17 protein-coding genes and 1 tRNA gene are annotated in these 17804 nt (G+C 61.4%); 8 read left to right on the forward strand and 10 right to left on the reverse strand.

What is annotated here, in order from left to right; translation table 11 throughout:
* Positions 1–4: 4 nt before the first annotated feature.
* The 3 genes from HBN54_RS18740 to HBN54_RS18750 all read right to left on the reverse strand — a co-directional run bounded on the left by HBN54_RS18740 (position 5) and on the right by HBN54_RS18750 (position 2385).
* The gene (locus HBN54_RS18740; RefSeq protein ID WP_168674764.1) at positions 5–1066 is read right to left on the reverse strand and encodes a DUF6340 family protein; all 1062 of its coding nucleotides are present in this window, start codon (positions 1064–1066) and stop codon (positions 5–7) included.
* Positions 1067–1229: 163 nt separating this feature from the next.
* On the reverse strand, positions 1230–2159 hold the full coding sequence (locus HBN54_RS18745; RefSeq protein ID WP_168674765.1) for a ribose-phosphate pyrophosphokinase: 930 nt from the start codon (positions 2157–2159) through the stop codon (positions 1230–1232).
* Positions 2160–2312: 153 nt separating this feature from the next.
* Positions 2313–2385: transfer RNA gene (locus HBN54_RS18750), tRNA-Gln, on the reverse strand.
* A 274-nt stretch (positions 2386–2659) separates the two neighbouring features.
* Here HBN54_RS18750 and atpD point away from each other — a divergent pair.
* The 7 genes from atpD (at position 2660) to HBN54_RS18785 (ending at position 9577) form a co-directional block, all read left to right on the forward strand.
* Positions 2660–4165, forward strand: a complete 1506-nt coding sequence (gene atpD, locus HBN54_RS18755; protein WP_168674766.1) for a F0F1 ATP synthase subunit beta — start codon at positions 2660–2662, stop codon at positions 4163–4165.
* A gap of 110 nt (positions 4166–4275) precedes the next feature.
* Positions 4276–4524: an ATP synthase F1 subunit epsilon gene (gene atpC / locus HBN54_RS18760; protein ID WP_168674767.1), complete on the forward strand. Its 249-nt coding sequence runs from the start codon at positions 4276–4278 to the stop codon at positions 4522–4524.
* Positions 4525–4659: 135 nt separating this feature from the next.
* Positions 4660–5763 carry an AI-2E family transporter gene (locus tag HBN54_RS18765; RefSeq protein ID WP_168674768.1) on the forward strand — a complete coding sequence of 368 codons (1104 nt, stop codon included), beginning with the start codon at positions 4660–4662 and terminating at the stop codon, positions 5761–5763.
* A gap of 122 nt (positions 5764–5885) precedes the next feature.
* Entirely contained in the window at positions 5886–7016 is a 1131-nt protein-coding gene (locus HBN54_RS18770) for a trans-sulfuration enzyme family protein (RefSeq protein ID WP_168674769.1), read from the forward strand.
* 98 nt (positions 7017–7114) lie between these two features.
* Positions 7115–8080 (forward strand): DoxX-like family protein, encoded by a 966-nt coding sequence (locus tag HBN54_RS18775; RefSeq protein WP_168674770.1) that lies wholly within the window; start codon positions 7115–7117, stop codon positions 8078–8080.
* A gap of 37 nt (positions 8081–8117) precedes the next feature.
* The gene (locus HBN54_RS18780; RefSeq protein WP_168674771.1) at positions 8118–8798 is read left to right on the forward strand and encodes a DUF4166 domain-containing protein; all 681 of its coding nucleotides are present in this window, start codon (positions 8118–8120) and stop codon (positions 8796–8798) included.
* Positions 8799–8827: 29 nt separating this feature from the next.
* Entirely contained in the window at positions 8828–9577 is a 750-nt protein-coding gene (locus tag HBN54_RS18785; RefSeq protein WP_168674772.1) for a fatty acid desaturase, read from the forward strand.
* Positions 9578–9658: 81 nt separating this feature from the next.
* Here HBN54_RS18785 and HBN54_RS18790 read toward each other — a convergent pair whose 3' ends face one another.
* From HBN54_RS18790 to HBN54_RS18805, 4 genes are all read right to left on the reverse strand, one after another.
* Complete coding sequence (locus HBN54_RS18790; protein ID WP_168674773.1) at positions 9659–10246, reverse strand: hypothetical protein; 588 nt, start codon at positions 10244–10246, stop codon at positions 9659–9661.
* Between the two features lie 228 nt (positions 10247–10474).
* Complete coding sequence (locus HBN54_RS18795) at positions 10475–11635, reverse strand: DegT/DnrJ/EryC1/StrS family aminotransferase (RefSeq protein ID WP_168674774.1); 1161 nt, start codon at positions 11633–11635, stop codon at positions 10475–10477.
* Between the two features lie 157 nt (positions 11636–11792).
* Entirely contained in the window at positions 11793–12485 is a 693-nt protein-coding gene (locus HBN54_RS18800) for an acetyltransferase (protein ID WP_168674775.1), read from the reverse strand.
* A gap of 146 nt (positions 12486–12631) precedes the next feature.
* Positions 12632–13300, reverse strand: a complete 669-nt coding sequence (locus tag HBN54_RS18805) for a sugar transferase (RefSeq protein ID WP_168674776.1) — start codon at positions 13298–13300, stop codon at positions 12632–12634.
* A 108-nt stretch (positions 13301–13408) separates the two neighbouring features.
* Between HBN54_RS18805 and ispE the strand changes: the two genes are divergently transcribed.
* On the forward strand, positions 13409–14230 hold the full coding sequence (gene ispE, locus HBN54_RS18810) for a 4-(cytidine 5'-diphospho)-2-C-methyl-D-erythritol kinase (protein WP_168674777.1): 822 nt from the start codon (positions 13409–13411) through the stop codon (positions 14228–14230).
* A 104-nt stretch (positions 14231–14334) separates the two neighbouring features.
* Here ispE and HBN54_RS18815 read toward each other — a convergent pair whose 3' ends face one another.
* From HBN54_RS18815 to tgt, 3 genes are all read right to left on the reverse strand, one after another.
* Positions 14335–15282: a DMT family transporter gene (locus HBN54_RS18815; RefSeq protein WP_168674778.1), complete on the reverse strand. Its 948-nt coding sequence runs from the start codon at positions 15280–15282 to the stop codon at positions 14335–14337.
* 135 nt (positions 15283–15417) lie between these two features.
* A complete protein-coding gene (locus HBN54_RS18820; RefSeq protein WP_168674779.1) occupies positions 15418–16497 on the reverse strand; it encodes an LptF/LptG family permease in 1080 nt (359 codons plus the stop codon).
* Positions 16498–16601: 104 nt separating this feature from the next.
* Positions 16602–17732, reverse strand: a complete 1131-nt coding sequence (gene tgt / locus HBN54_RS18825; RefSeq protein WP_168674780.1) for a tRNA guanosine(34) transglycosylase Tgt — start codon at positions 17730–17732, stop codon at positions 16602–16604.
* Positions 17733–17804 lie beyond the last annotated feature (72 nt).

Raw genomic sequence — 17804 nt, forward strand, 5'->3', positions numbered from 1 at the left:
TCTGTTAATTGAGGGGCACGCTCTTCAACTGCTCCTGCACCACTGCTTGCGCCTGCACGCGGTCATTGAGCACGCGAAGGTATTGGCGGGCTTGGGAGTTGTTGCAGGTGAAGGCCGCCTTTCGGGCCCAGTCGATAGCGCCGGGCAGGTCGCCGCGCACTTCGCTGGCCACGGCCAGGTTGTAGAAGGCGCGGCCGGCAATTTTAGGGTGCAGGTTGCGGGCCGATTGCTGCCAGAGGGTTTCGGCCCCGGCCCAGTCGCCGGCATCGGCGCGCACGGCGGCCTGCTTCATCAGGGCATCTTTTTTGGCCGTGGGGAAGTAGTCCCGGTCAAAATCGACGTAGGACGGCGCAATGCGGCGGGCGTAGCCATCGCCGGCCCGCTGGGCCACCCGGCGAATGCACTCCGCCGGCGGCGGCAGCTGGCGCAGGGCGGCGGGGTAATTATCACCGTTGCCGGCGAACACCAGCTGGTCTTCCTGCCGGGCCTGGTCGAGCACGAAGCCCTGGGCCGCGCCGTAGGTCCGGAAGCCGCTCACGATTTTCATCACCATTTCGACGTGCACGGTGGGCACCTGGTACTCCTTGCCCTCCTTGTCTTTCACGGTGCGGGTGCCGTTGGTGTGCGTCAGCAGCATATCCGAGTCGAAGGCTTCGAGCACCACTAGGCCATCAACCTGCGTGCGGCGGCACAAGTCCTGCACGTAGCGCGGGGCCAGCGGCGGTAGAAAAAACTCCCGGCTGCGGCCCAGCAGCTGCAGCTGCGCCTGCGTCACCTTAAAGCGGTAGCTGTTGTTGGCCAGGGCCTGGCCCACCACGTTCACGCACTCGTCGGCCCCGGCACGGTCCACGCCAATGCCTTCGCCGGTGAAAGCGCCTTCGAGCACATCAAAGAATTTATCGCGGCGCGACTCCGGAATAATGCGGTTGGCCGTGGCCACGCTTTGCAGGTTGGCCGGCATGGGCACCGCCGCTGGGGCCAGCGCCCGAATGTGAACCGAGGACGCGCAGGCACTCAGCAGCAGCGCGACTAAAAGGGTGAAGGTGGAAGTGTAAAGCTTGTTCATCACGTTTGCAGAAAAAAGTTCCAGTCGGGAAGCCTTTCTACAAAATTGTGCCAATCTTATCAGACACAGTAGGGCAGCGGGGATAAAAAAAGCACGTCGTGCTAAACGCGGCCGAAGCAGCGCTCAGCACGACGTGCCGGGGTAAAGCCAATCAGACCAGTGGCTACACGAATAGCGAGCTGATGCTCTCGTGCGTCACCACGTTGCGAATGGCGGCGGCAAAGAGCGGAGCCAGCGAAATCACCCGGATTTTGTCGTTCTCCTCGCGCTGCGGGATGGTATCGGTCGTAATCAATTCGGTGAGGGCCGAGGCGCGGATGCGGGCGTGCGCCGGACCGCTCAGCAGCGGGTGCGTAATCACGGCGCGCACCGAGTTGGCCCCGCGCTCCATCACCAGGTCGGCGGCCTTGCAGATGGTGCCGGCGGTGTCCACCATGTCGTCCACAAACACCACGTCCATCCCCTTCACATCGCCGATAATCTGCATGGAGGCAATCTCATTGGCCCGCACGCGCATCTTATCGCAGACCACAATTTCGGCCCCAAACTTCTTGGCGAAGGCACGGGTACGCACTACGCCGCCCACGTCGGGCGAGGCGAAAATGAGGTTTTCCAGGTTCAGCGACTTGATGTAGGGGGCCGTGACGGTGGCCCCGTCGAGGTGGTCGACCGGGATATCGAAGAAGCCCTGAATCTGGCCGGCGTGCAGGTCGCAGGTCATCAGACGGTCGGTGCCCACGCTCTGAATGATGTTGGCCACCACCTTGGCCCCGATGCTCACGCGGGGCTTGTCCTTGCGGTCCTGCCGGGCGTAGCCCATGTAGGGCATCACGATGGTCACCTTGTGGGCCGAGGCACGCTTGCAGGCATCCACCATCAGCATGAGCTCCATGAGGTGCTCGGAGGGCGGGAAGGTGCTCTGGATGAGAAACACCTCGCAGCCGCGCACGCTTTCGTCGAAGCTCGGGCTGAGCTCGTCGTCGGCGAAGCGCTGAAGGGTGAGGTCGCCTAGGGGCTGGCCAAAAGCGGCGGCAATTTTGTGGCCCAGCTCCTGTGAGGCGCTGCCGGCGAATATTTTAGCGTGCGGGTCCATAAAGGGAAGGATAAAGAAAAACCGCCTGTTAATCCGGGTTTAAGCAGAGCAACAGGCGGCAGCGTGATGAGGAATAAATAGCGAAAGGCGCTGACTTGCTCCCGGGGAGGGAGAAGCCAGCGCCTTTGCTAAAGTTGTCGAGCGGTGTCGAAGTTGTCCGACCAGGGCTCGAACCTGGACTTTCTTGAATCAAAATCAAGCGTGTTGCCAGTTACACCATCGGACAATTTCCCAGTTGGCTACGTGCCGTTTGGGAGTGCAAATGTACTACTGGAAAAATTCGGTGCAAGGATTTCTTGAAAAAAAATGAAGAAAAAATCGGCGGTATCACCCCCGAAAGCGGCTTCCATCTCATTGATGCCTGATTTTCACGGGGTAGGGGCCATGCAGGATATTTATGGTTGGGCCGGGTGCCGCAAACGTTATGGTTGGAAAAGCCAGGGTTCTACCGTAATTTTGCGGCCTGAAAAGAGCATCAACTTCATCATAAATACAACCAAATGGCCAATACCGGCAAAATCACCCAGGTCATCGGACCCGTCGTGGACGTAAGCTTCGCGGGTGAAAACACGAAGCTGCCCAACATCCTCGACGCCCTCGAAGTAACCAAAGAGAACGGCCAAGTGGTAGTGCTGGAATGCCAGCAGCACCTGGGCGAGGACCGGGTTCGGACCATTGCCATGGACTCGACCGAGGGCCTGGCCCGCGGCGCGGAAGTGCGCGACCTGGGTGCCCCCATCTCGATGCCTACCGGCGATGGCGTGAAAGGCCGCCTGTTCAACGTTATCGGCGAAGCCATTGATGGCATCCCGCAGCCCAAGAGCGGGCCGCGTTTGTCCATTCACCGCAACGCCCCGGCGTTTGAGGAGCTGGCAACGTCGTCGGAAGTATTCTTCACCGGTATCAAGGTTATCGACTTGCTCGCGCCTTATGTAAAGGGTGGCAAGATTGGTTTGTTCGGTGGTGCCGGCGTAGGCAAAACCGTACTGATTCAGGAGCTTATCAACAACGTGGCCAAGGCCTACGAAGGCCTGTCGGTGTTTGCCGGCGTGGGCGAGCGTACCCGTGAGGGCAACGACTTGTTGCGCGAATTCATCGAATCCAACATCATTCTGTACGGCGATGCCTTCAAGCATTCGATGGAAGAAGGTGGCTGGGACCTGAGCAAGGTGGACATGGCGGCGATGGAAAAATCGCAGGCTACCCTCGTGTTCGGCCAGATGAACGAGCCCCCCGGAGCCCGCGCCCGCGTGGCCCTGTCGGGTCTGACCATTGCCGAGAGCTTCCGCGATGGCGATGGCACCGGTGCCGGCCGCGACATTCTGTTCTTCATCGACAACATTTTCCGCTTCACGCAGGCGGGTTCGGAAGTATCGGCTCTCTTGGGTCGGATGCCTTCGGCCGTAGGTTACCAGCCCACGCTGGCTACCGAAATGGGTGCCATGCAGGAGCGTATTACCTCCACCAAGCGCGGTTCAATTACCTCGGTACAGGCCGTTTACGTGCCTGCCGATGACTTGACTGACCCGGCCCCGGCCAACACGTTTGCCCACTTGGACGCCACGACGGTACTGAGCCGCAAAATCGCCGAGCTGGGCATCTACCCGGCCGTTGACCCGCTGGACTCGACCTCGCGCATCCTGTCGGCCGACATTCTCGGCGACGAGCACTACAACACCGCCCAGCGCGTGAAAGAGCTGCTCCAGCGCTACAAGGAACTGCAGGACATCATCGCCATCCTGGGTATGGACGAGCTTTCGGAAGAGGACAAGCAGGTAGTAAACCGCGCCCGTCGCGTGCAGCGTTTCCTGTCGCAGCCCTTCTTCGTGGCCGAGCAGTTCACCGGCCTCAAAGGCGTACTGGTTGACATCAAAGACACCATCAAAGGCTTCAACGAAATCATCGACGGCAAGTACGACCACCTCCCCGAGGCGGCCTTCAACCTCGTGGGTAACATCGAGGATGCCGTGTCGAAGGGCGAGCGCCTGATTGCCGAAGCCAAATAGATAGAAGAAATTATAAATTTTGAATTATAAATTATAAGTTATGGTCAGTGTGTTTCCCTGCTTGGGAGCATAATTCATAATTTATAATTTATAATTTATAATTCAGCCTCATGCATTTAGAAATCATCACCCCCGACCGTAAGGTATTTGAAGGCGAAGTGACGGCGGCCCAGTTTCCGGGGGCCAATGGCTCGTTTGAAGTGCTGAACAACCATGCTCCCCTCATTGCCGCGCTGAAGGCCGGCGACGTGACCCTGACCGGCGGCGCGGGTGGCCGCGAGGTTATCCGCATCGAAGGCGGCGTGGTGGAAGTGCTGCGTAACAACGTGATAGTGCTGGCCGAAGGCGCAGTGGCGTAACGCCGCAGCAACCGTTAGCATCTGGCCAAAAGCCGCTCCTGCCAGGCAGGAGCGGCTTTTTTGTGGCATGAGCCGGCCAAGTGAGGAGAATACCGTATAGCATACTGCGCGCAAAACCATTTGCCTTTGTTGTTTATGAAATCTTCGGACCCATTTGTTGCCGTTGAAAATATTTATACCCCCCGGCAGCGCTATGTGCTGCTGGTAGCCTCGTTGATTGGACTGGCGGCCCTGATGGTGTTTGGGCTGGCGCAGTACCTCACGGCGTTTCTGGCGGCGGGCATCCTGTTCGTGGTGTTTCGGCCGTGGTGGCTGGCCCTGGTACACCAGCGGCGCTGGAACCGGCAGGTGGTGGTGGTGGGCATTCTGCTGGTGACGGTGGTGGTGCTCGTGATTCCGTTCTACGCCCTGACTTCGCTGTTGCTCGACCGCCTGATTGCCTTCGCCCAGAACCCCGACCGGCTGCTGGAGGTGATTCACAAGCTGGAAAAAGCCACCGGCTTCCAACTGACCGAGCAGCTGAACGTGCGCCAGCTGCTGCTGCAGGGCGCGGCCAAAGTCACGGGCTGGCTGCCCACGCTGGCCAGCAGCGCCCTCAACTTCCTGGTGATTGTGGGCCTGATGCTGTTCACGATGTACTACATGTTTATGCAGGAAACGTTCTTTCTGCTGGGGCTGCACCGCTACCTGCCGTTCCGCAACGAGACGCTGCAGGAGCTGGGCGAGTCGTTGAAAAACAACGTGAATGCCAACGTGCTGGGCCAGGTGCTGGTGTCGGTGGTGCAGGGCGTGCTCACGGGAGCCACGCTGCTGATTTTTGGGGTGCCCGACGCGGTTTTCTGGGGCGTGGTGGCCTTTTTTGCGGCGTTTCTGCCGGTGCTGGGCACGCCGCTGGTGTGGGGGCCAGCCGCGCTCTATCAGTTTTCGCAGGGGAATAAGGGGCAGGCCATCGGGATTTTGCTGGTGGGTTTCATCCTGATTATGAACATCGATAACGTGCTGCGCATTGTGCTGGCCAAGCGCATGGGAAATATCCACCCGCTGATAACGCTGGTGGGCATTGTGCTGGGCGTGGAGATATTCGGCATCATCGGGCTGGTGGTGGGGCCGCTGCTGGTGTCGTATTTTATGGTATTGATGGAAGTGTTTCGGCGCGAAAACCGCCAGCACATGAAGCTGGTGGTGAATAGTCCGCCCGAACACAAACCGGTTACTCCGACCCCGGAGAAAACGGAGTGAAATCGTCCGACGCTTTTCCCGGAATTTTCCCGGCGGAGGAATAATGGTTTTTTGGCCCGTGGCATACCCGCCGAAGCCGGGCGCGTGCCGACCTTTGCGCCTCACGCTCCGCTTTCGCGCTCATGGACCACCCAAACATTCAGCCTAAAATCACGCCCATCTACCAAACGTCGGTTTTCAAGTTTGAAGACCTTGACGCGGTGCAGCAATACTTCGACGAGCCGGGTAGCCGCTATCTGTATTCGCGTAACGGCAACCCCAACTCCGATGAGCTGGCCACCGCCGTGGCCCACTGGGAGGGCGGCGCGGGCGCGGTAGCCACGGGCTCGGGCATGGCGGCCATTTTCGCGGCGCTGCTCACGTACTGCCAAGCCGGCGACCATGTGCTGTGCGCGGCCGACATCTACGGCGGCTCGGCGGCGCTGCTGAACCTGGAGCTGGCGCGGCTGGGTATTGCGGTGACGTACGTGCCGTTTGATAGCCTGTACGACCTGGCAGCCTACGTGCAGCCCACTTCCCGGCTGCTTCTTTGTGAAACGATGAGCAACCCGCTGCTGCGCGTGGTAGACCTGCGCGCCGCCGCCGACGAATGTCACAGCCACGGCCTGAAACTGGTGGTCGATAACACGTTTTCGACCCCGGTGCTCACCCGCCCGCTGGCCCACGGGGCCGACCTCGTGCTGCACAGCGTGACCAAATACCTGGCCGGTCACTCCGACGTGACGGCCGGGGCCGTAGTGGCCCGCACCCCGGAGGATGTGGCCCGCCTGCGCCAGATTGGCATCGTGTTCGGCCTCACGCTGAGCCCGATGGAAAGCTGGCTGGCCGTGCGCGGCATGAAAACCATGCGCCTGCGCGTGGCCGCCCACAGCGAAAACGCGCTGGTGGTAGCCGAGTTTCTGAACGAGCATCCGGCTGTGCAGGCCGTGTATTATCCGGGCCTACCCGGCCACCCGCAGCACGCGCTGGCCACCTTGCAGGGCGCAGGGCGCTTCGGCGGCATGCTCTCGTTCCGGCTGCCGGATGATGCGGCCGTGGTGAACCGCTTCATGCAGCGCAGCCAGCGGTTTCCGTTTGCGCCCTCGCTGGCGGGGGTCGATTCGTCGTGCTCGCACCCGCTCTACACCTCGCACCGCGCCCTGACCGATGCGCAGCGGGCCGAGCTGGGCATCACCGTGGGGCTGGTGCGGCTGAGTGTAGGCATTGAGCCAGTGGAGGAATTGCTGGCCGATTTGGCCCACGCGCTGGATTAGGGGCGGTTGGATGAATGCAGAAATTCGAGGCAGCGCGCTGATTTAGCGACGTTTTGCGGCTGATTATTCGCGGCTGGGGGCTATCTTCATCATACCAAATGAAGCTACCCTCGATTTACGTAGAAGCCCGCATCGACTGTTCCATGGAGCAGCTTTGGGCGCACACCCAGCAGCCGGAGCTGCACCAGCAGTGGGACCTGCGCTTCACCGAAATAGCCTATCTGCCCCGGGCTTCGGAGGCCGTGCCGCAGCAGTTTCTGTACGCTACCCGCATAGGGTTTGGGCTGGGCGTGGCGGGCGGCGGCGAAAGCCTGGGCACACGCGAAAAGAATGGCGAACGCACGTCGGTTCTCCGGTTCTGGTCCGATGAGTGGGCCTCACTCATCCGCGAAGGCGCGGGTTTCTGGAAATACGTGCCGACGGCGGACGGGCTGCGGTTTTTTACCAAATACGACTACCAGACGCGCTTCGGCGCGGTGGGGCGCGGGTTTGACCGGCTGGCGTTCCGGCCCCTCATCGGCTGGGCCACGGCCTGGAGTTTCGACTGCCTGCGGCTGTGGCTGGAGCAGGGGCAGGCCCCGCGCCTGTCGCGGGCACTGGCGGCCACGGTAGTGCTGGTGCGGGCTACACTGGGCTTCGTGTGGCTATACCAAGGAATAGTGCCCAAGCTGCTGTACCCCGATACCGGGGAGCTAAGTATTTTGCAGGGCGCGGGGTTTTCGGCCGGGGCCGCGCGGGGGCTGGCCGCTGGCGTGGGCGTAGGCGAAATCCTGTTTGGGCTGCTGTTCTGGCTGCTGCCGGCGCGGTGGCTACGGCCCGTGTACTGGTTGAATATGGTGGGCCTGCTGGGGCTGGGGGCGGGGGCGCTGTTCAGCCAGCCGGCGGTATTTGTGGCCCCCTTCAACCCGCTCACTCTGAACCTGGCGCTGATGGCCTTGTCGGCCGTGGCCCTGCTTATTCCGCCAGACCTGGTGCCCAGCGCCGCCCGCTGCCTGCGCCAGCCCCCGGCGGCCCGGCCCACGGCCGATAAAATCCCGCACGCCGCGCCCGTCGCGGTAGCGTAGTCCCAGTTTCTCCGCTGCTTATCAACCTGCTTTTTTCATGCTTTCCATCTATCAGCAGCAATTAGGAGCCGATTTCCAGAAGCTGCACCCGCGCATTCAGGAGCGGCTGGCCTTTAGTAGCCGCGACCACCGCGCTTTTGTGGGCGAGGGCACGATGGAGCGCGTGTGGCAGGGGCCGTTCTTCACGCGGCCCTTTCTGCGGCTGGGCCTGGCGCGCCAGATTACGTTTCCCGAGGCGGGCGCGAACGTGCCGTTTCGCATCGAAAACTACGCCTACATCGACCCGCTGGGCCGCGAAACCGTGACGTGGATTCGGCGCTTTGCTTTCCCGGAAAATACCCGCTGCTTCGATGCGACGATGATTCGGAGCGCGGCCCGCGGCTGCATTGTAGACTACCTGGGCACGCACCAGCACATTGCCGTGGACATTGACCTGGCCGTGACGGCGCGGGGGGGGCTGCGGCTGCGTTCGGGGGCGCAGCGGTTTAGAGAGGGCCGGGTGGCGTTTGGACTGCCGCGCCTGCTGGCGGCCCTGGCCGATGTGGAGGAGTGGTACGACGACGAGGCCGCCTGCTACCGCATCCGGGTGGAGGTGCGCAACCCCGTTCTTGGCAGGCTGTTCGGGTATTCCGGTTCGTTCCAGGCTACCTGGCAGCACCTGGTCCCCGACCAGATTCCGGCTTATGCCCTGCCGCTGCGGCACGAAAGCCGGGAGTAATTTTTTAACTCAGCCCTTTTGAATCAGCCATGAAACTGGAACTCACGCCCGCCCAACGCCGCATCGAGCTGGCCCGCCCGTGGGTGCTGCTGGCCCTGTACGTGCTGGCCGCTCTGGCCGGGTGGTGGTGGCTGGCGCTGCCGCTGGCCGTGGTGGTGTGCCTGGCGGCTTTTGTGCAGATGCACGACGCCATGCACAACTCGCTGGGCCTGGCCAAGCCCGCCAACGAGCGGGTGCTCACGCTGAGCGGTCTGCTCATCCTCAAAAGCGGACACGGCTTGCAGGTAACCCATTTGCGCCACCACGGCCGCTGCCTCACCGAGGCCGACCCGGAGGGCGCGCCCGCTACCTGGAGCTTTGGGCGGGTGCTGTGGCAGGGGCCGTGGCACACCCTGATGCTGCGCCGCGAGTCGCTGCGCATCGCGCCGAATACGCGGCGCATTCAGCTCCTCGAAACGGGGCTGACGCTGGGCTTGCTGGTGGCATTCGTCGGGCTGTACTGGCGCACGGGCTCGTGGGTGGGGCTGGGGTACTGGGGCGTGGCGTTTTTTATGAGCGCGACCATGCCCATCTGGGCGTCGTATGTGCCGCACCATGTGTCGGCGCGCAACCCGGTGGCCCGCACCGCCGCCGCGCTGGCCCAGGCCTGGACGCCCATTACGGCGTCGTTTGCCTTTCATCACCTGCACCATCACTATCCCCGGGTGCCCACGGCCCTGCTCTACCGCGCGGCTGCCGAGCTGCCCCCACCGCCCGAGGAAGAGCCCCATCACCATTAACTGACGGCCTGAAATGGCAAAGGGGGTAGCAACGCACTGTTTGCGTTGCTACCCCCTTTTGCTGCTTTCCTGGTTGAGACGCTACAGCTTGTCCGATACCTGGGTAGAAATCTGCTTGGCGGTGCGCAGGGCCTGAAACTCGCCCTGCTGCGAGCGGATGGTCAGCTTATCATCGAGCGAAAAGCTGCCGCGCAGCTGCTGGTACCGGTCGTTGAGGCTGCTCATGATATTGGCGGCGGTGGCCCAGTCGGCGGGTTTCCAATTCTGGCGGTCGTTGCGCACGCGCTCAATGAACAGGTCGTAGGCCGAGAGCAGGCCGGTGGTGGTGAGCGTGGAAACGGTGGTTTTCTTGCGCAGGAAGGTCGACACCTGGGCATCGGTAGCGGCCGTGGCGGGGGAATCCATCGTGCTGCTGCTGCCGGCGGAAGAAGCAGGGCTGGTGGTGGTGCCCACCGGCACATTTATGGTGCGCGTGGTGCGGCGAATGACCTTGCCGGTTTCGGGGTCCAGGTCTTCGGTTACTTCGACTTGCTGCTGAGTACCGGCCGGGGTGGTGGTGGTCGTCGTCGAGGTGGGTTTAGTCGTCGTTGTAGTGGTGGATTTAGTCTGGGCGAGGGCGGCAAAAGGCGAGGCCAGCAACAACAGCGCGAGAAGACAGGGGTTTTTCATGGGAAATAAAGAATTGAGGTTATCCTTTAACGGCAAAGTCCGGGCCACGGTGTAGAAGCAGGGCCAATTCTGCAAGACTTCCTCATTGAATATCGCATGGTTCTGACTCCAGCTGCCTCACGCGTGGCCTCTGTCACGCGGTGCAACTCGCCGTTGCCCATGGCACTATACTGCTACCATTCATAGCAAGTACGCTCCGCTAAACAACGACGACCGGTTGGGCTGGCGTTAGCTTAGTGCCACCGTTAGGGCCTCTTTCACGCGGCGCAACTCGCCGTCGCCCATCGCGGTGCCGCTGGGCAGGCACAGGCCCCGGGCAAACAGGTCTTCGCACACCGCGCCGCCGTACATGGGCGCAGCGGCAAACAGGGGCTGCAGGTGCAGCGGCTTCCACAGCGGCCGGCTCTCGATGTTGCGGGTTTCGAGGTGCAGGCGCACGGCCTCAGGCGTAGGGGCGGGGGCGGCGTTGTCGGGGTCGGGCGAGGCCAGGAGAATGGTGGTGAGCCAGCGGTTGGCACGGCTGCCGGCGGGCTCCGGGGCCAGCGCTACCGTGAGGCCGGGCACGGCGGCGAGGTGCTCGCGGTACCAGTCGAAAATCTGGCGGCGGCGCTTCACGCGCTCGGGCAGCAGTTCCATCTGGCCCCGCCCGATGCCGGCCAGGATGTTGCTCAGGCGGTAGTTGTAACCGGTTTCGGAATGCTGGTAGTACGGGGCATCGTCCTTGGCCTGGGTGGCCAGGAAGCGAGCTTTATCGGCCAGGGCGCGGTCGTAGGTCACGAGCGCACCACCGCCGCTGGTGGTCAGAATCTTATTGCCATTAAAGGAAAACACGCCCACCCGCCCAAAGCTGCCCAGCGGCTGCTGCTCCCACTCCGAGCCCAGGGCTTCGGCCGCGTCTTCGAGGATGGGAATGTCGAATTCTGTTGCCAGGGCCAGGATTTCGGGCAGCCTGGCGGGCATTCCGTAGAGGTGCACCAGGATGAGGGCTTTAGGCTTGCGGCCCTTGGCGATGCGGTCCACGATGGCCTCGCGCAGGCGCTCGGGGCAGATATTCCAGGTTTCGGCTTCGCTATCCACAAACACCGGCGTGGCCCCGAGGTACACAATAGGATTGGCCGTGGCCACGAAGGTGAAGGAGGGACACAGCACTTCATCGCCCGGGCCCACGCCCAACAAAATCAGCCCCAGGTGAATGGCCGCCGTGCCCGAGTTCAGCGCCACTGCATAGGGCACGCCCACCGCCGCGCAAATGTCGGCTTCGAAGCCCGTGATATTTGGTCCGGCCGGAGCCACCCAGTTGTCCTCAATGGCCTTGTGCACGTAGTTCATTTCGTGTCGGCCGAGGTGGGGAGGGGAGAGGTAGAGACGGTCGTAATCCTGGCTGCGCATTATTCAGTTAAGGGTAATAGAACTTCTGGACTGCAGAAGAAAAATGAAAGGTCATGCTGAGCGTCGCCGAAGCATCTCTACCGCGTAAGTAATTATGTTTACTGCTGAAGTAGAGATGCTTCGGCTACGCTCAGCATGACGTTCGAGTAATTATTGATTAGTCGTTAGTCATACCAAGTGCCTTAGCCGGTACGCCTACCGCCGTCACATTTGCTGGCAAGTCGCGCACGGCCACCGCGCCGGCCCCGAGGGTGGTGTTTTCGCCGATTTGTACGCCCTGGATAACGGTGGCATTCGTGCCAAGGTACACGCCCTGGCCCAGGCGGGCCGCGCCGCTCACGTTGGCGTGCGGCATGAGAGAACAGAAATCGGCCAGCGTGGCATCATGCCCCACCGTGCAGCCCAGGTTGAGCAGCACGAACCGGCCCAGCGTAATATCACAGGTCAGGAGGCAGCCCTGCTGAATGATGCAGCCCGCGCCCAGCGCAATGCGCTGCATCGTCCCCAGCGCCACGGCCGGATGCACGATGCTCGGAAAGCTGAGCTGCTCCGACGTGAGCCGGGCCACCACGGCTGCCCGGCTGGCCGAGCTGCCCACGGCCACGGCCACGGCCAGCGGCTCGGCGGTGGCGTTGAGGTCGGCGCTGGTGCCGAGGTAGGGGAGGCCGCCTACGGTGGGCGTGGCGGGGGCGTAGTCGTCGTAGAAGCCGCGCACCTGCCAGCTGGGCTGAGCCTCGTTGAGTTGCCGGAGCAGCAGCAGAACCTCGCGTCCCAGGCCGCCCGCCCCGAATATGACGAGCGGCGGCATCTCCTCCGCTACCTCGTAATCAGAAAAGAAGAGTTGTGTCATGACAATAACTGATGTTACGCAGGTAGCTCCTGAGTCAGATGTTTCAACTGATTTTTCGTTCTAAAAAACGGCTTAACAGCATCAAACGAGCAATCAGCCACAAAAACAGACGCCGCAGAAAGTATTGCGTAGCAGTAGATAATAATTTACGAAGAAGGCGGTGATGGCGGACTGCCCCGAAAGGCCGTAGTAGTGGCCTGCCCGGGCGTATTGATGCCGCGCGCGCCCAGCACCCGCCCGGCGGTGCGCCACAGAATAAGCAGGTCGAGCCGCAGCGAAAGGTGGTCGACGTACCAGACATCAAACGCGAATTTTTCCTCCCAGCTGATGGCATTGCGGCCGTTTACCTGCGCCCAGCCAGTGAGGCCGGGGCGCACGGCGTGGCGGCGGGCCTGCGCGGGCGAGTACAGTGGCATGTACTGGGGCAGCAGCGGGCGCGGGCCTACCAGGCTCAAATCGCCGCGCACGATGTTCCAGAGCTGGGGCAGTTCATCGAGGGAGGTAGCGCGTAGCCAGCGGCCCAGCGGGGGCAGGCGCTCGGCATCGGGCAGCGGCTGGCCGGCGGCGTCGCGGGCGTCGGTCATGGTTTGCAGCTTGTAGAGGGTGAAAAGCTGCCCGTGCCAGCCCGGCCGCAGCTGCCGAAACAGCCAGCGGCCCCGGTTCTGGCTGGCCGCCAGCGCCGCCGCGCCGGCCAGCAGCGGCAGCGCGAGCAGCAGCAGCGGCAGGGCCAGCACGAGGTCGAGCAGGCGCTTGCCGTGGCGGGCGTATAGCGAGGGTTGAGTTTTGAGGGTTGAAGGTTGAGGTGCCGCAGGCATAAACAAAGGTAGGACTCGGTACTTTGCTGTTATTATCGCGGCTTGAGGAGCGTTGAGTCACCCAAAAACAACTCAACTTTCAACCCTCAAAACTCAACCCTCCCAAAGATGCTCGTCTTCCCCAACGCCAAGCTTAACCTCGGCCTCTACGTTACCCAGCGCCGGCCCGATGGGTTCCACACCCTCGAATCAGTCTTCGTACCCCTGCCCTGGACCGATGCTTTTGAGATGCTGCCCGCCGCTCCCGGCCATCCTACCAGCCTTACCCTCACCGGCCGCCCCATTCCCGGCGACCCGGCCACCAATCTCTGCGTGCGGGCCTACGAGCTGTTGCAGGCCGATTTCCCGCAGCTGCCGCCAGTACAACTGTACCTGCACAAAATAGTACCCATTGGGGCGGGCCTGGGCGGTGGCTCGGCCGATGCCGCCTTCGCCCTCCGGGCTGCCAACGACCTGTTTCGCCTCAGTCTTTCGGTGGAAACCCTGGAAGGCTATGCACGCCGCCTAGGCTCCGACTGCGCCTTCTTCATCCAGAACAAGCCGGTGCTGGCCTTAGAAAAAGGCGATGTATTCGAAGAAATAAGCCTGAATCTAACCGGCACGGCTTGCGTGGTGGTGTACCCCAACCTGCACATTAGCACGGCCGAAGCCTATGCTCACATCGTCCCGCAACTGCCGCAACACCCGTTGCGCGAGGCGCTGGCGCAACCCATGAGCACCTGGCGCAACACGGTCAGCAACTATTTTGAAACGGCTCTCACGCCCAGCCACCCGGTGCTGGCCGATATTAAGCAGCAGATGTATGATGCTGGCGCTACGTATGCGAGCCTGTCGGGCTCTGGCTCGGCCTTGTATGGCTTGTGGGAAGGCGGGGAGCTGCCGGCCATGAAGTGGCCAGCTGAGTACACCGTGTGGCAGGGGGTATTCTAAACCGACCCGGTCGGCTTGTCATTCCGACGAAGGAGGAATCTGAGATAAGCCGTTGCAAGGGTTTGCCCAGATTCCTCCTTCGTCGGAATGACAAGTCTTGGGCGCTAAACCGGCATGGCTGGCTCCAAGTCCGGCTGCTTGTCCTTCATCAGGCGCGCCACCAATGGGTGAATCAGCACACTGAGCACGATGAGCAGGGTGCCAATGTAGAAGCCCGTGCTCATGCGCTCGCCGTTGAATTGCGGCGCGTGCAGCAGTCCTTTGGTGTGCAGCCAATAGATGGCCGCTGCCATCGAAATGCCATACACCGGCTCCAGATTAATGGTCAGGTTCACCGCAAATGGCGAAATTCGCTTCATCAATTCAACCGATGTGGAGAAGGCGTATACCGTGCACACGCCCGCCAGCAGGCCCAGCCAGAGCCAGTCGTAGCCGTGCCACGCCAGCTGCAAGCCCCGGCCCTGCGTGAAATAATGGCTGTAAATGGGGAAGAACAGCACGATGCTCAAACAAGCCCCTGCCATCTCGTAAAAGGTGAGCCGCAGCGGCGGATGCGTCTTAATCAGCTTCGAGTTCAGCACGCTGAACAGCGCCGACAGGCCCGCCGACAGCACCGCCACGCCCAGGCCCAGCAGCTGGTCGAGCTCGGCCTGACTCACCAGGTACAGCCCCACCATGGTAATCAGCCCCAGGCCCACTTCGTAGCCGCGCACCCGCCGCCACAGCAGCAGCGGCTCCAGCAGCGAAGTCCACAGCGCCAGCGTGGCCAGGCCTGCCAGGCACACGCTAACGGATGACAGCCGCGCCGCCAGAAAGAAGGTAATCCAGTGCGCCGCTACCAGCGCGCCCACCGCCAGCAGCCGCACCGCCTGCCCCGCTGACACGCGCCAGGCCTGCCGCCGCGCTGCCAGCAGTACCGTAAGGCCAGCCGCCGCCAGCAGTGTGCGCCAGAACACGAGCTCCACCGGTGGCACCGTCAGCAGCTTGCCCAATATGGCCGTGAAGCCCCACAGGAGCACAATGAAATGAAGCTTGAGGTAATCGCGGAGCATGCTGTAGTGCGAAGCGATGCTTCGCGTATCGCCGCAACGCGGCAAGTAATTAGGTGAACAGTATCCCGGTGCATGACTGGGGCGAATGGGATTTGCCGCGCGGCGGCAATAGGCGAAGCACCGCTCCGCGCTACGCTATTTCGGCACAAACCGGTACAGCGCCAGCCCGATTACCGAGAATACGGTGCTGGGCACCCACGCCGCCACCAGCGGCGACATGCTGCCCACCTGCGCCAGGTTGCGGCTCAGCATCACGAAAATGATGAACACGAAGGCCAGCACGAACCCCAGCGCAATTTGCCCGCCCACCCCGGCCCGCGACTTGCGGGCGCTGAGCGTGACGCCAATCAGGGTCAGAATAACGATGGAAAACGGGTATGCGTACCGCTCGTATTTCTCGCTCAGGTAGAGCTGGGTGTCGTCGGCCCCGCGCTCTATTTTGGTTTTAATGTAGGCGTTCAGCTCGGGTAGGGTCATGGTTTCGGCCAGCTTGTAGGTGCTGGCAAAGTCCTTCGGAAACAGGTTCAGGGTGGTGTCGCGGGCGGGCACGGTTTGCAGGGTTTCGTCCTGCGCGCCTCTGAAGGTGCGTACCAGCTGCGGCGAGAGGTGCCAGACCTGTTTGGTCGAATCCCAGTTGATGGCATCGGCCGTGAGGCGGCGCTTAAGGATGGTACTGTCCACGGTTTCGAGCGCAAAATGGAAGCCGATGTTGCTCAGGTTGTCGTAGCTCTCCATGTAAACGTAGCTGCGCGGCCCGATTTTGATGTGCACGTTGCGCCCCTGAAACCGGTAGGGCAGTTTGATGTACGACCGCTCAAACGCCACCCGCGATTTATTGCCAATGGGCAGCACCCAGCCAATCAGCCCGAATATCAGCAGCCCAACCACCGCGCCACCCATGGCATAAGGCAGCATCAGCCGCCGGAAGCTCACGCCACTGGCCAGAATAGCCACAATTTCCGTCCGCGCCGCCAGTTGCGCCGTCACAAACACCACGGCAATAAAAATGGTAATCGGCGACAGCAGGTTGGCGAAATAGGGGAACAGATAAATGTAATAGCCGAAAATAATTTTCGACATCGGCAAATTATGCTGAATAAAGTCGTCGTTTTTCTCCGTGAAATCAATCACGCAAATCACCGTCACGAGAATTACCACCGAGAAGAAAAACGCGGCGAGAAATTTCTTAATGATGTATTTGTCGAGGATATTCATTGGGGGAAAATTATAAGTTTTGAATTATAAATTATAAATGAATGAGGTGTTCAAAAATGAAAATGCGAAAACAGAATTTATAATTTATAATTCAAAATTTATAATTATAATCGTGTCATCAATTGCTTCACCATGCGCTCTTTCCACGGCCCAAACGTGCCGGCGATGATTTCCTTGCGGGCCTCCTTCACCAGCCAGAGGTAAAACGTGAGGTTGTGGGCCGAGGCGATTTGCGGCCCCAGCATCTCCTGGCACTGAAAGAGGTGGCGCACATAGGCGCGGGTGTAGAAGTTGCTGGCCGCGCCCTCCAGCACCGGGTCAATGGGCGTGAAATCGGTGGCAAACTTCAGGTTCGTCACGTTCATAATGCCCTGAGTGGTGAACAGCATGCCATTGCGGGCGTTGCGGGTCGGCATCACGCAGTCGAACATATCCACGCCCAATGCAATGTTTTCCAGAATGTTGGCCGGCGTGCCCACGCCCATCAGGTAGCGCGGCTTGTCCTTGGGCAAGATGTCGCACACCAGCTCGGTCATCTCATACATCAACTCGGCCGGCTCGCCCACGCTCAGCCCGCCAATGGCATTACCGGCCCGGCCCTGCTCAGCAATAAACTCCGCCGATTTAATGCGCAAGTCTTTGAACGTGCTGCCCTGCACAATCGGGAAAAGTGCCTGCTCGTAGCCATAAAGTCCTTCGGTGCTGTCGAAGCGCGCAATGCAGCGCTTCAGCCAGCGGTGCGTCATATCGAGCGAGCGGGCGGCGTAGTCGTACTCGCAGGGCCAGGGCGTGCACTCATCAAAAGCCATGATGATATCGGCCCCAATCACACGCTGAATGTCCATCACGCCCTCGGGCGAAAATAGATGCTGGCTGCCGTCAATGTGCGAGCGGAATTTCACGCCCTCCTCCTTAATCTTCCGGGTGTTGCTGAGCGAGTACACCTGGTAGCCGCCCGAATCAGTCAGAATCGGCCGGTCCCAGCCGTTGAACTTGTGCAGGCCGCCGGCCGCCCGTAGCACATCGAGGCCCGGGCGCAGGTAGAGGTGGTAGGTGTTGCCGAGAATAATCTGGGCCTGCACGTCGTCTTTCAGCGTGGCCTGGCTCACGGCCTTCACGGTGCCGGCCGTGCCCACGGGCATGAAAATGGGCGTTTCGATGGTGCCGTGGGCCGTTTCGAGGCGGCCGGCGCGGGCCTTGGTGGCGGGGTCTTGGGCGAGGAGGTCGAAGGTCATGCGAGGGAAGCACGGGTTATTCAGAACGTCATGCAGAGCGCAGCGAAGCATCTTGCCCGCCACAGTAAATCT

Source organism: Hymenobacter artigasi, assembly GCF_012275535.1.
Lineage (GTDB): Bacteria > Bacteroidota > Bacteroidia > Cytophagales > Hymenobacteraceae > Hymenobacter > Hymenobacter artigasi.

What these genes read in the sequence shown, in the direction of transcription:
- HBN54_RS18740 (WP_168674764.1), bottom strand. Translation starts at nt 1,066, where the DNA reads ATGAACAAGCTTTACACTTCCACCTTCACCCTTTTAGTCGCGCTGCTG.
- HBN54_RS18745 (WP_168674765.1), bottom strand. Translation starts at nt 2,159, where the DNA reads ATGGACCCGCACGCTAAAATATTCGCCGGCAGCGCCTCACAGGAGCTG.
- atpD (WP_168674766.1), top strand. Translation starts at nt 2,660, where the DNA reads ATGGCCAATACCGGCAAAATCACCCAGGTCATCGGACCCGTCGTGGAC.
- atpC (WP_168674767.1), top strand. Translation starts at nt 4,276, where the DNA reads ATGCATTTAGAAATCATCACCCCCGACCGTAAGGTATTTGAAGGCGAA.
- HBN54_RS18765 (WP_168674768.1), top strand. Translation starts at nt 4,660, where the DNA reads ATGAAATCTTCGGACCCATTTGTTGCCGTTGAAAATATTTATACCCCC.
- HBN54_RS18770 (WP_168674769.1), top strand. Translation starts at nt 5,886, where the DNA reads ATGGACCACCCAAACATTCAGCCTAAAATCACGCCCATCTACCAAACG.
- HBN54_RS18775 (WP_168674770.1), top strand. Translation starts at nt 7,115, where the DNA reads ATGAAGCTACCCTCGATTTACGTAGAAGCCCGCATCGACTGTTCCATG.
- HBN54_RS18780 (WP_168674771.1), top strand. Translation starts at nt 8,118, where the DNA reads ATGCTTTCCATCTATCAGCAGCAATTAGGAGCCGATTTCCAGAAGCTG.
- HBN54_RS18785 (WP_168674772.1), top strand. Translation starts at nt 8,828, where the DNA reads ATGAAACTGGAACTCACGCCCGCCCAACGCCGCATCGAGCTGGCCCGC.
- HBN54_RS18790 (WP_168674773.1), bottom strand. Translation starts at nt 10,246, where the DNA reads ATGAAAAACCCCTGTCTTCTCGCGCTGTTGTTGCTGGCCTCGCCTTTT.
- HBN54_RS18795 (WP_168674774.1), bottom strand. Translation starts at nt 11,635, where the DNA reads ATGCGCAGCCAGGATTACGACCGTCTCTACCTCTCCCCTCCCCACCTC.
- HBN54_RS18800 (WP_168674775.1), bottom strand. Translation starts at nt 12,485, where the DNA reads ATGACACAACTCTTCTTTTCTGATTACGAGGTAGCGGAGGAGATGCCG.
- HBN54_RS18805 (WP_168674776.1), bottom strand. Translation starts at nt 13,300, where the DNA reads ATGCCTGCGGCACCTCAACCTTCAACCCTCAAAACTCAACCCTCGCTA.
- ispE (WP_168674777.1), top strand. Translation starts at nt 13,409, where the DNA reads ATGCTCGTCTTCCCCAACGCCAAGCTTAACCTCGGCCTCTACGTTACC.
- HBN54_RS18815 (WP_168674778.1), bottom strand. Translation starts at nt 15,282, where the DNA reads ATGCTCCGCGATTACCTCAAGCTTCATTTCATTGTGCTCCTGTGGGGC.
- HBN54_RS18820 (WP_168674779.1), bottom strand. Translation starts at nt 16,497, where the DNA reads ATGAATATCCTCGACAAATACATCATTAAGAAATTTCTCGCCGCGTTT.
- tgt (WP_168674780.1), bottom strand. Translation starts at nt 17,732, where the DNA reads ATGACCTTCGACCTCCTCGCCCAAGACCCCGCCACCAAGGCCCGCGCC.